Here is a 12,726-nt window from a genome sequence, read left to right on the forward strand (position 1 = left end):
CTAACCTGTTTCACGGAACGGTCCTTCCTTTGTGGCGTTCGAACAACGACCACGTTCTAGCACTTTGATGCTGTTGGAGCGGGCCGTTCCACCACATCAAGTTTTATCCAGTCCTGAGTTCGCCCCGGCTGCTGGATTTGCCCGGTTGGGCGGTGGTAGCGACGGGAGCTGGCGCGGAGCCCTCGGCATAGCGCAGCGCCAGATCCCGTCGCGGATGGCAAGTGAAGGCGAATTCGGACGGCGTCTTCCACCCGAGCTGCGAGTGAGGTCGTCGATCGTTGTAATCGACCCGCCAACATCGAAGAGCAACGCGCGCCTGGGCCAACGACGTGAACAGCGTCTCGTTCAGCAGCTCATCCCGCAGCCGCCCATTGAAGCTTTCGATGAAGCCATTCTGCATGGGTTTGCCCGGTGCGATGTAATGCCATTCGACGCGGGAGCGATCTGCCCATGTCAGAATGGCGTTGCTGGTGAGTTCACTGCCATTGTCGCTGACCACCATCCTCGGCTTGCCACGCTGGATCATCAGCCGGTCCAGTTCCCGCGCCACGCGGGTGCCGGAGAGCGAGGTGTCGGCCACCAGCGCCAGGCATTCGCGGGTGCAATCATCGACAATGGTCAGGATGCGGAAGCGGCGGCCGTCGGTGAGCTGATCCGATACGAAGTCGAGCGACCAGCGGTCGTTGGGGACCATCGGAACCAGCATCGGAGCGCGGGTCCCGATCGCCCGCTTGCGACCACCTCGGCGGCGTACCGCAAGTTTCTCTTCTCGATAGAGCCGGAATAGCTTCTTGTGGTTGATCACGTAGCCTTCCCGCTTGAGCAGGACATGCAAGCGCCGGTAGCCGAAGCGGCGGCGCTCCTGGGCGATCGCCTTCATGCGCTGGCGAAGGCCGGCATCGTCTGCCCGGGTCGTCTGGTATCTCATGGTCGTGCGGCAGTAGCCGATGGCTTTACACGCCCGCCGTTCGCTCATCCCGTGGGCATCCACCAGATGAGCGACAGCTTTCCGCTTCCTCGCGGGCGTCACCACTTCTTTCCCAGGAGATCCTTGAGCGCCGCATTATCCAGCATGGCGTCAGCCAGCAAGCGCTTCAGCTTCGTGTTCTCGTCCTCAAGCGACCGCAGCCGCTTAGCCTCCGAGACATCCATCCCGCCGAATTTAGCTTTCCACTTGTAGATACTGGCGTCGCTGACGCCATGCTTGCGGCAGAGATCGGCGACCGAGATCCCAGCCTCGTGCTCCTTCAAAATCCCGATGATCTGCTCTTCCGAAAAGCGATTGCGCTTCATGCTCTGGTCCTTGTCTTGGGCCAGAACGAACTTCAAACTGGATTAAGCCCGCGGGGCAAGGTCAAGTGGCATGCCGATAATTCGATCCCAAAGTTTACTCGAAGCTTTCGCTTCGCGCCCTCTCTTCCGCTTCTTCCCTTTTCTCTTCTTTAGAGATCCAATCGGAGAACTCCCTCTGAGCTTCGTCAATCTCAACCTGCATCGCCGAATCGCCTGTCGGGTTCAATTTACCGAGCAAAGGCAAACGTTCGCGAAGGACCGCCGAGAGAGGTCCCGACCAGCTCCTGGGTCGAAAACGGCTGATCAGAATGTTTAGAACCCTCCCCTTGTCATCCGCCGCCGTGAGGATGCGCACCGCCACGTCCGAGATCGCTTGGTATTTGGAGTCTTCGGCGCGTTTTTCGAACAGCTGGCAAATTTCAGCGGCGAAGGCATATCGATCAGCGGGCGATGTTTCGCACCATTCGATGAGCGCATCACCTTCAACGGTCTGAACGGCCGTTTCACCTGTGTCGCTATCGATGTTGGAAACAACGCTTATAGCCGTGCGGTAGGTCCCATCGTCGTCGGGCACATAAATCGTATCGAGCGTCGCTCTCGGATAATACTTGAAAAAGGGGGCGAGCAGTCGGCCCCGCTTGTAAGAGTAGGATGGCCGCGACGAGCGTTCAAACGCAATCAGATTGCGCAACATCTCCAGCTTGTCGGCCTCTGCTTCTGGCGCAACAAGAGCAAACTCCAGAACTACATTTAGATTGTGGTCCATGCGATCGTTGTCGCTCAGAAAACTCGACCAATCTAAGTTTCGAAGGAAGCCAACAGAAAAGCGTCCAAGTTCACTGCGGTACAAATCATCCTTCTCTGCGGCACAGTGAATAACCATCCCCAATACATCGAAAGCAACCTCAAGCCCGCCTGGCTTTGTAGAAATACCGTCGACCAAATTCGAAATCTGCCGAATGGATAGCGGATCTGTCGCGCGACCCATGCCTAAGTACCGGTACTGCCATATGGGACAAAAACCCAGATCAAGCGATTTCAACAAACGTTCGTGGCCCTTGGCATCGAGTTGCACGCGGACCTGAAGTTCAGGAAACCATTTACCCCAAACTCCATCGTAGAGCGCATCATCCAGGAAGGACGACACTCCAATCGGATTCGGGTTGTTCCAGCCGGAGAGCACACCGCGAATGAAAATTAGACTTACCGAACCCGATACAGCCCCGGCGATCAAAGCCCGAGCCTTCTCCAACAACCCAGCTACATCAGCGCATTCTCGACCTATGCCAAACCCAAAGTTCCAAACCTTGCTGTTCATGCCATTGCGAAGCAGATCCGGCAAAATTTCGAGCAAGAGACCATCTTCTTGCGCTGCGGCCTTACCGAGGTTCTCCGCCGCCTTCTCGGACGCATGAAATCGCGAAGCAGCATCGGCGCGCTCGCCGTCTACCGTTGCGGGGAGATCGATGTCATCCGCAAGCGATCCGCGAGCTAGCACTCTGGCACCGATCTGCGCCCTCAGATCACGCGGTGCCAGTTCCTTCTCAAGCATCAGAACCTGGGCAAGCGAATCCCTGCTGATAGCATCCTTATCCCACTGGAGTATGCGACGCGTGCCCATCCAGCCGTCTGGCCACCCATCTACCTTCATCAGTACTTGAGCGGCCCTCGCGATCTCCGCCGTCAATCCGGCTCGCACCCAAAGCCCGCGAAGGGACGCGCCTAGAATCGATCTCGCTTCCCGGCCCTGGGCTGTGTTTGTCCCGCCGATCTCAGCCGCGATAACAATGAAGGGCGCGTACCACTCCCGAGCATCGTTTTGAGTTCGAGGCCACCATCCGAATCCCCGCTTTCGAGCGCCAAATTCAAATCCGTAAACCGACGTGAAATGCCAAGCCTCCAGAGCGGCATCCAAGAGCACGAACCCGAGTTTTTGCTCCCGCTCGTCAATTGAGAGTAGGAGCCTTCGAACCACTTCGGACCTTTGCGCGGATCTGGCTTCGGTTCCAGAAAGACGGGAATAGAACAGTGACTTGAGAACATCGGGAGCCGGTTCGTAGTTATGATCCTCGTGTTGAGCCAAAGTTAAGCGGACGAGTACATGAACCGCGCGATCGAAAAATCGAGCATCATACGCAATCGATCGCGCAAGACGAGCAAATTCGCGTCGGCTACCGGTGCGGATAGACGTGAAATCGCCCTTATCAACCGCCCGCTCTAAAGCGGCCAAGGTGGCCTCCTCACTTACCGGCGCGACGTTGTTAAAGATTGCGCGACCAAGGTCATCTAATTTTCTCAGGTCGCCGAGGCGTCCGCGAGGCTTTAGCCATGATGAGACCAACTCAGTCGCCCGCTTTGACTCGTGCAAAAATCCAAGTCGGCGAGAGAACGAACGGGCTACACGTTCTGGGGCGCCGTCAACCAGCAGACAGTTCAGGAGCTCAGGCGGGTAGGTCTCAACTGCATTTGCCGCCAAACGATTGGAAATCGCGTGAGGAAGCACGGCGCGCCATTTGCCGCGCTGCTGGACAAGCCCCCGCCTTTGCAACTGGACGACGTTGCGAAGGAAGGCAACTTCTGAGACTGCAGCCAACCCAGACAGAATGCTGATCTCGGAACCAGGCGATACGTCTTCGCCGTCGAAGGAGTACAGAAGGCTAGCTGCCTCAGCACAATTCAGAAGTTCGTTACTTTCAACGTTCTTCTGATGAAAAAGCCGATTGAAGAGTTCACTATCTCGCAGCCGACCAAGCTCGCCTTTTGTTTCGCTGGTAGACGCGAGAGCATAGGCCACTCGGGCGTTACCGTCGGAGAACTCCGCGATCTTGTCGAGGTCGTTTCCCGAAAGAAGATTGAACCGGCGCTTGAGAAGACCTTTGATTACATCGTGAGATGAACCTTCGAGACGGTAGCAAACAGTGCCCTCTGGCAGGTCGTCACGAATGTCATATTCAACAGTGATAAGTCGTATCTTGCTTCCTGGTCTCTTTGCAATTTCAGCGAGCCTCCAATGAACATCCTGGCCGCAATTATCGACAACGACTACACAGTCGGCATCCGATTGGACAAGAGCCTCAACCATCATGCTGGGCTGCGGTACGACGGCGTCCGACAGGTCTGCATAGATCACGTTTTCCGAATCGAGCGCCGGCTGATCCGGGCACACCCGTTTGTCGAAAAGAGCCTGGACGAGCCTCGTTTTCCCGACGCCAGATAGGCCCACTATTCGAACGGATACGTTCTTCCTCAAATCCATTCGAAGGCGCTTTATGGCGGATGAGACCTCACTCCCCTCGTCAGCATCTGGGACAAAAACCTTCACGCGATCATCGATGAGGTATTCAGCGTCAGCGTCGTGTTCCTGATATGCCCACGCGCCATATGGCTTCCAGCCAACGAGTGGCTTCCCGGAAGCAACCTTAACCCAGATCACCATCGCTGGATGCTGCTCGACCCAATCTGCGATGCGGCGGCAATCGAAGAAATCCACCTCGACTTTGCCGGCCAGGGAAAAGCTAGACAAACATCGGTCCATCGCTTCTTTACGATCGGCCAGCGAGCTATCCGAAAGATTATCCCTCGTTGAAGCGATGACGTAAGCACCGCCGCTTGCCGCGAGGTCCAATATGGCTGGGCGAAGAACGCCTTTCGGTGCCATTTCACCGGATATCTTTGACGCCCCAAAGGTCTCCGCCTTCACCTGAAAGGCGCAACGATCTTTCTTGATATAACCGCTAATCCCGCGTGGTGAACTTACATCAACGCGAACGTCGACACCTCCATCCTTCGCTCGTTGATCTCCTCCCCAACTCACCGCAGCTGATGAGACGTCCTTGACCCGTAGCTCCGCCTTACAGAGTCTCGCGACCAGTTCTCGTGCTTGCACGTCCGTAAGATCTTGAATTTCATCGGAGCTTACAGAAAAGATGGGATGCATGACCGAGCCAATATTGGAATCAATCGAGTTTGCCAAAAACATACAGAGAATTGAGGTGAAAGGGGATGGTGCAGCAGGACCCGACAACCGACACAGGGCAGCATTGCCCCGCGCTTGAAGCTAGCGGCATTTTGCGGGGCTGCACGCCGATCGACCGGCTTCCGGCCCTGCGAGTTGCTGCCGCGTCTGCATCGGAACGCTTAATTCAGGAACGTGGTCTCTGGCTCTCCGCTATTGGGGAAGAGCTAGAGAGTTTCTCGTCTGAAGGTCGTCTCCGTGGTGACGGTGCAGCTCGGTAGAGCAAAGCTGCCCTAAGACGTCTTCGCTTCGCTTCACCCGTTGCTACGGGCATTCTGAAAAGGCGACCGTTCAGAGCAGCCCCTCAAGGTCCCAACGACCATGAAGCGGTTCAGCACCAGCGCAGGGAGGAGGAAGGCGGCTGTGGCAATCGCGATCAGCAGGGGCGTGTTTCTCGTGTGAGGGCTCAGGCGGCTTTGGGAAGGCGCTTAAGTAGCCGTGCAACGGCGGTAGGATGCCATTCTCCCCCCCTAGGCGCGCTAATGCTCTGGCTGTTTAGCTCCTCTGTGATGGCACGGACGCTCGTGATGCCTGAACGCTTGAGGCTCTGAATGATGCTTTGAAGGTCCATCGCGCGCTGTGCGGCCTTATCCTTGATCTTGGCAACGGCTTCGGCATTGCCGGTTTGCTTGCCACGGAGGGCACGTGCGCCGTTGGGGTTGCCCAGCTTCACCCCGCGCGCCTTGGCAGCCGCGAGGGCTTTCTTAGTGCGCTCGCCTATCAGGCCAGCCTCAAGCTCTGCCACGGACGCCATCTGCGTCAGCAGGAATTTGCCCATTGGGCCAGGAGGCACGTTCGGCAGGTCACAAAACACGAGGTCGACATCGCTCGCCACGAGGGACCGTAGGAGGTCTACGTTGCGTGTCAGGCGGTCGAGCTTGGCGAAAACCAGCTTGGCCCCCATAGCCTTGGCATGGGAAAGCGCAGCAGAGAGCTTGGGTCTGTCGGACTTCCGGCCGCTTTCCGTCTCCACGTATTCCGACACTAGCGTCCATCGTCCGCCATTGAGGTAGCTGGTCACAGCTTCACGCTGCGCTTCGATGCCAAGGCCGCTCCTGCCCTGCTTGTCAGTCGAAACGCGGAGGTAGGAGATAAATTTTCCCTGTCCCACAGCCAAAAGCCCCCCATACACGTTTTGATCTAACGGACGTTAGACCAATTTGTGTACGACATCAATAGTGAAAGCTGTGCATGGCAGCACGCCTCGGAGTGGTCGCAGTAATCGTTTCCCGGTATGCGTGCAGGATTGAATTTTAGAGCGGGGATTTCGTGCGATTGATTGCATTTCACGCGGAGGCCGTCCAACCGATCAAGTTGGTTGAGGCCGATAGCCTCTCGGATGTGGTGGTCCTCGCGGGCCCGAATGGCGTTGGAAAGAGCCGCTTTCTACAATGGCTGCTGAACCAATTTCAAAACCCTGCCGCCAACGCACAAAATTGGATCATTGTGGAAGCCACCTCCGAAACGGAGCGATCCGCGTGGGGAAAGTTGTTCCTGGATACCAGGAATGCGCAAGATGCTGGTCTGCTGCAACAAACTCTGCAACGGGTAGGTCGAAAGCGCGCTGATACTAAGAGCAGCCTGCTTAATTTCGAGAGCGACAGAAAGATTACAAATATCCAGCCTTACCAATTCAGTTGGGATTATGCTGATCCCTTCCTAGAAGACGTCGGCTGGAACTACGGCTTCAACACGTTGAGCAATCGGTTCAACGACACCATCTGGTCAATTTTTAGAAAGGTTCGTAGCCGACGAGAGGCCATTTCTCTCCACGTCGAAAACCAAATGCGCGTTCGGCGTGACAATGGCGGCGTAGATGCTGGGCAAGACGGTTCGAAAAAGGGCATCTTGATCAACCCGGAGGATTTCCCCGATCCCTTGGTGCCGTTCAAGGAAGCCTTCGCCCGCCTTTTATCTCCCAAGGAGTTAGAAGAGCCCGATCCGCAGAAGTCTCAGCTATTCTATCAACATGAAGGCCAGAGCTTCCCTATCACGGCGCTTAGTTCAGGGGAGCGCGAGGTCGTGAACATCGTCTTCGATTTCTTGCTTCGCAATCCGTCCGATTGCATCGTTGTGTTTGACGAGCCAGAATTGCATCTGCATCCAGAGCTCAGCTACCGCCTTATCCAAACGTTGCGCACTGCAGGTGCTCGCAATCAATTCATCTTTTGCACTCATTCGGCTGAGATCATCTCCGCTTCCCTCGATAACTCAGTTATTTTCATCGCTCCGCCGAAGCAGCCGCCCATCAATCAAGCCATCCGAGTTACGGAGAACGACGACACCCACCAAGCTCTGCGGCTGGTCGGGCAATCGATAGGCATCGTGGCGCTCGGGAAGAAAATTGTGCTTATCGAGGGGCAGCACGGCAGCTTGGACAAGCAAACTTATGGCGCGGTGCTGCAGGGAAGATTTCCAGACCTTGTGTTGGTCCCAAGTGGAGGCAAGGGCTTCATTCAGTCATTTGGGTCGCTGAATGATTTGGTACTTAAGAGAACAATTTGGGGGGTTAGCTTTTTTATGCTGTGCGATGCCGATGCTGTGCCGCCAGGCCGCGACTTGGAAAGGCTCACTGAGTTGTCTCAAGGTCGGATGCAAGTGTTGAAGCGTTATCACTTAGAGAACTATTTTTTGGACGAGGCCGTAATCGCTCGCATGTTTGAGCCGTTTGAAACAGAAGCGTCTGAGCGCTCTTGGCTCCGCGATCCAGCGGCTATCGATGAGCGTCTCAAGACGATTGCACGCGAGATACTGTCTTACGCGGCAGCGCTGGTGGTGAGCGCTCATTTTCGCGAGCGCGCCGGCAACGTCGATCTGATGCCCAAAGGATGCCAAGGCAAGACAACGGACGAGCTTATCGCGCTCTTTGAAGCTGAGGCCGCCTCTGAGCGATTGCGGCTTAGCGAGGCGCTCGCGGCCGATGACATAGCCGCCTTTACTCGTCAAACTATGACGGGATTGGAGGCCAGCCTTTTGGATGGCACTTGGAAGGAAAAGGTTCCGGGGCGACCAATCTTGCAGATTTTCTGCTCAAACAAGCATTGCGGTTTGGACTTCGGGCGCTTCAAGAATGCCTTCGTCAAAGCCGCTCAAGATACGGCAAGTTCGCCGTTCGCAGAAATAGGGGAGATTTTCGCTCGGTTTTCTGAGTTCAATCCCGCTGCAACGGCTGTTTGAACGTAGCCACGTCCATATCGTCCGACACGCCCGCACACGACAACGCCACACCCTTGCTCCTTGGTCTCGCGCCTTGATAATCGAAGTACCCACCTCAGACGACTTTTTGAGTGCTTCAACCAACTCACTCAACTTAGCGTGGTCGATCGTCCTCGGACTCCACTTCGAGCTTCAAAATGCTCAAGTCGCCGAATGGGACGAAGATGGCGAGGTGACAGATGAGTATTGGCAACGGTCGCAATCTACATTGGGTAACGCGTTGACGCTGGTGCAACAGGGGTTTGAGCTATCTTTGAAGTCGAGCATTGCGGCGGTGAATCCTTACTTACTTCTGTCCAGAGACATACGGGACTGGCCTGCCTCCGACAAAAAAGACATTTCTTTCGCTGACTTTCGAACGATTGACGCCGCCGACTTGGTAAAACTTCACAACAGCATCTGTGCAGATCAATTGGAAGCTTCGTTCATTGAATTGTTTGATCGCGTCCGGAGGCGACGAAACCAAATCATCCACCTCGGCAAAGACAAAAAGGCGATTGCTGTAGTCGAGTTAATCGAGATGATCCTGAGTTGTGTTGCTCGCCTTGCGCCTTCGATTCGTTGGATGAAACAACGTGCTGATTATAAGAACGACGATTATTTGTCGGTTGCCTACTCCAACGATCACGTTACCGATGTGCTTTGCAATGAGGCGGAGATCGTAATTGATCTTTTGGGGGCGTCATCACTGGATAAGTTCTTTGGCTTCGACAAAAAGGCGCGCAGATACTATTGCCCCGAATGCGCACGCAATGTGGAGGGCGACCGCTATTTGACAGCGCATCTGAAACCAAACAAACCGAGCAGCACCGATCTATTTTGTATTGTTTGCGATGAAATCCACGACGTTGTTCGGAAGAAGTGCGTAGATGAAGATTGCAAGTCAAACGTTATCTCCGCCGATGGCGTCTGTCTTGTTTGCTGGGAAGATCAATAGATAGCACTGTTGCGGATTCCGTGTGGTACCGCCCCACTTGCGGGAGGGTTAAAGGCCTCTGCCGGACTCCCCTGGCTCTATTCCTTCCGCTCGATGATGGGTGGCTGCTGGATAACCCGTTTGACGGTCCTGTGGAGTGGCGCCAAATGGGTTGTAATTACTAAAGTACCTGTTGGATCGACCGCTTTAGGTTGATAAGCTCAGCCTTCCTCACAACGGTGGCCGTGAATGGCAAAGCAATTAGACCAGCCTGTCGAGATTGAAGACGAATTCAAGCTGGGTATGGAAGCCGACGTGGACGACGAGAGCGCAGAAGAAGCGACCTCGGAAGCCAGCTTCTCGATTACGAGCTATGGTGCGGATTACACGGTTGACGGTCTCGTCAAACGCATGAAAACGGAGTCCTTTTTCGTCCCCCGCTTTCAGCGAGGTTTTGTCTGGTCTCAGCGGCATGCGTCCCGCTTTATCGAATCCCTCCTAATGGGGCTCCCTGTTCCGGGAGTATTTCTCTACAAGGACGAAGATAATCGCCACCTTGTTGTTGATGGACAACAACGTTTGCGAACACTTCAGTACTTTTACGCTGGGGTATTTCTGGAAAAGAATTTCCGTCTTGTTGGAGTGAGCCCAAAGTGGGAAGGAAAAACTTATAGCGAGCTAGAGTCGTCCGACCAGTTGAAGCTGGACGACTCGGTTGTGCACGCGACTATTTTCCAGCAGGACGAGCCGAAGGAAAGTTTAAAGAGTTTGTACTTCGTCTTCGAGCGGATCAACTCAGGCGGCATCAGACTGTCCCCGCAGGAGATCCGCAATTGCATTAGTGAAAGCGCGGTTCTGGATCTGGTTCGCCAACTGAATGAAGACGAGAACTGGCGCGAAATCTTCGGCCAGAAGAAACAGGCTCGTCTAAAGGACCAGGAGTTGGTACTTCGAGCTCTGGCCATGATTCAGATGAGAGATGAATATTCCAGCCCCATGCGGGATTTTCTGAACGACTTTGCGGGGGAGGCAAACAAGATTCGTCCAGATCGCCTAAAGGAGCTTGAATGGCTCTTCCGGGAATCGATCAAAGTCATCAAAGACGCGATCGGGAAGGCAGCCTTCCGTCCGGTGCGAGCGCTCAATGCTGCCGTTTTCGAGGCAGTAATGGTTGGCCTTGCCGCTCGTCTGCAAGCGAGCAATCAGGTTGTCAATCTTGCAAACGTCCGCAATGCCTATGATCGTTTGTTAACGAGCGCACATTTCATGGCTGCCTGCAACAGCGCAACAGCCACACTCGAATCTGTCAGAACGCGCCAAAGATTAGCAATTGAAGCTTTCGCGAGTGCATAGTTGGCGCTTGAAATCGAATCTCGTTTTCAAAAACTTCAAAAACTCGTCAACGCTGCCCAATTAAAAGGGCTTGATGAGGAGGTCGCTGCGTATTACTGCAAGCTAGGATGTGTGCTAATCTGCGGTAATCTCGAACGTTGTGTCGAGATTCTCATTCGCGACCGTGTCGGCAACCGTTCAATACCTCAGATTAAGACATTCCTTGCGGCCTTTTTTAAAAGGGGCACGAACTACGATTGCGACGAGATCAAAGAGCTTCTGTACAAGTTCGACAACAATTGGGGAAAGTTATTCGAGGCATATGTCCACGCCAACGATAGGATCAAAACCTCGATCACGTCTGCGTACTCAGTCCGCAATTCCATTGCGCATGGTGGGGGCGGGTCGCTCGGTCCGAAAGTGCTTAAGCAGTATTACGACGACTCGTTCACGCTAGTTGTTGAGCTGCAGGACTTGCTCCACAAGAATTGAGATTGCCAGACCGTTTGGCCCGGTGCATCAGCGACCGATTTGCCTGATGGGCCGGGTCAGGTGGGAAATCCTGCAGGACGGCCGACCGACATCTCTAACCTCGCGTTGGCCCCATCCTCCAGGGCGAAAATCAGCTCCCCGAAGTCGGCGCCGAGTCCATCCGAGCCAGTCGCAGTGAGGCCAAGAGTGGCATTGATGCGGACTGAATGTGGGCTGCCACCATCCATCAACTTTTTGCCACAGCAGCGGCAGAGGCGCGAGCCTTGGCGCGCGCGATCCGGTCAGCCAGCGCGTCCACACCACTGACCTCCAGCCGATCGTTGAAGAGCGACAGGTGACGCGCAAGCTGATCGAGCGCCTTACTTTTGTCCGCCAGCTTCAAGGTGAAGTTCTGATGGCGGTCCCAGCCCCAGCCAATGATCGCGCGGCGCACGTTCTCAGGCAGGCCGGCAATGTGAGCAGGCGAGCAAATGCCGCTGACAGCATACTTGCGGCCGCCCGTCTCAATGACGCCCTCGCCCTCCCGGCACTTCTCATCGGCGTCGATCTCGCGGGCGACGCCAATCAGATCGGCGGGATCATAGAACGCCATGGCGGCGATTTCTTTGAGCACGCGCCCAGCGTCGATTTCAGTTCGCTCGGAGCGTTCGAGCTTGGCGGCGTCGATCGCCGCCATGATCGCGGGATGAGCCAGCATGTGCGAGCCCTGCTCCTGCGCGCTACGCTTGCTGTAGCCGGCACGGATCGCGGCCTTAGTCGCGTTCAAGTCCAGCAAATATTCCTGGACGAAGCGGGCCTGTTTGGGCGTGAGGGCTGACGTGATGACATCGGAGTTCATGATTTCCGATGCCTAAGCGGCGAATGGTTGCCGGCACCACTCGGCCATAAGTTTTAATAAGGAGCCGGTGCCGCAACGCCGGCAACCGGTTCAAGCGGCTTTTTCCTAAGACTTCCCGTAGGCGACGTGTAGCGGCATATATACCGGCGCATAAGAGGCAAGCTAAGACGGATACCGCCACTACATGAAATAACCGGTTGCAGTGGTTGCACCGGTTACAAGCTTGAAGTCACGGTCGGTTTTCCGTCACCGGTTCGCGAGGTAACTGGTTACACCGGATGCATCGCAACCGGTTCGCTAGGTCTGCGAAGCTTCTGCAACCGGTTCAGCAAGCCGAACCGGTTGCGGTTGATGACGCAAATTGAGAACTACATTTCTGGTGGAGCGAGCCGAGACGGGGTGGCAATCGGTTTCTCTTCGGGCCATATTCCGAGGATGGTACAGACTTGGAAAACTGGTCCCGGTGAGGATTTCACCTGCCCACACTGCGGGGCGATCTATGCCGTCACGATCCGACGCTTCCCAGCGCGAGACCACGACAAGGCCACGTGCGAAGACTGCGGTAAGGTGATGGCGGAGTGGAACGACACCGCCTCGCCGACTTTCCATCTGAAAACTCACGGG

8 protein-coding genes are annotated in these 12,726 nt (G+C 55.4%); 4 read left to right on the forward strand and 4 right to left on the reverse strand.

The window, feature by feature from the left end; genetic code table 11:
* Window positions 1-103: 103 nt before the first annotated feature.
* From IVA96_RS01730 to IVA96_RS01740, 3 genes are all read right to left on the reverse strand, one after another.
* Window positions 104-1,293 (reverse strand): IS3 family transposase gene (locus tag IVA96_RS01730; RefSeq protein WP_247296926.1). Its coding sequence is split into 2 segments (ribosomal slippage): window positions 104-1,044 and window positions 1,044-1,293, totalling 1,191 coding nucleotides; the frame shifts between segments, so codons are not numbered across the junction.
* Window positions 1,294-1,387: 94 nt separating this feature from the next.
* Window positions 1,388-5,272 (reverse strand): hypothetical protein, encoded by a 3,885-nt coding sequence (locus tag IVA96_RS01735; protein ID WP_247415121.1) that lies wholly within the window; start codon window positions 5,270-5,272, stop codon window positions 1,388-1,390.
* 442 nt (window positions 5,273-5,714) lie between these two features.
* Window positions 5,715-6,419 carry a recombinase family protein gene (locus tag IVA96_RS01740; protein WP_247415219.1) on the reverse strand — a complete coding sequence of 235 codons (705 nt, stop codon included), beginning with the start codon at window positions 6,417-6,419 and terminating at the stop codon, window positions 5,715-5,717.
* Between the two features lie 164 nt (window positions 6,420-6,583).
* Between IVA96_RS01740 and IVA96_RS01745 the strand changes: the two genes are divergently transcribed.
* The 4 genes from IVA96_RS01745 to IVA96_RS01760 all read left to right on the forward strand — a co-directional run bounded on the left by IVA96_RS01745 (window position 6,584) and on the right by IVA96_RS01760 (window position 11,264).
* Window positions 6,584-8,485 (forward strand): ATP-binding protein, encoded by a 1,902-nt coding sequence (locus IVA96_RS01745; protein ID WP_247415123.1) that lies wholly within the window; start codon window positions 6,584-6,586, stop codon window positions 8,483-8,485.
* Window positions 8,486-8,591: 106 nt separating this feature from the next.
* On the forward strand, window positions 8,592-9,461 hold the full coding sequence (locus tag IVA96_RS01750; RefSeq protein WP_247415125.1) for a hypothetical protein: 870 nt from the start codon (window positions 8,592-8,594) through the stop codon (window positions 9,459-9,461).
* A 228-nt stretch (window positions 9,462-9,689) separates the two neighbouring features.
* Complete coding sequence (locus tag IVA96_RS01755; protein WP_247415127.1) at window positions 9,690-10,793, forward strand: DUF262 domain-containing protein; 1,104 nt, start codon at window positions 9,690-9,692, stop codon at window positions 10,791-10,793.
* A complete protein-coding gene (locus IVA96_RS01760; RefSeq protein WP_247415128.1) occupies window positions 10,794-11,264 on the forward strand; it encodes a HEPN domain-containing protein in 471 nt (156 codons plus the stop codon).
* Window positions 11,265-11,490: 226 nt separating this feature from the next.
* Here IVA96_RS01760 and IVA96_RS01765 read toward each other — a convergent pair whose 3' ends face one another.
* The gene (locus IVA96_RS01765) at window positions 11,491-12,102 is read right to left on the reverse strand and encodes a terminase small subunit (protein ID WP_247415130.1); all 612 of its coding nucleotides are present in this window, start codon (window positions 12,100-12,102) and stop codon (window positions 11,491-11,493) included.
* Between the last annotated feature and the right edge of the window lie 624 nt (window positions 12,103-12,726).

This window comes from Bradyrhizobium sp. 159 (assembly GCF_023073795.1).
Lineage (GTDB): Bacteria > Pseudomonadota > Alphaproteobacteria > Rhizobiales > Xanthobacteraceae > Bradyrhizobium.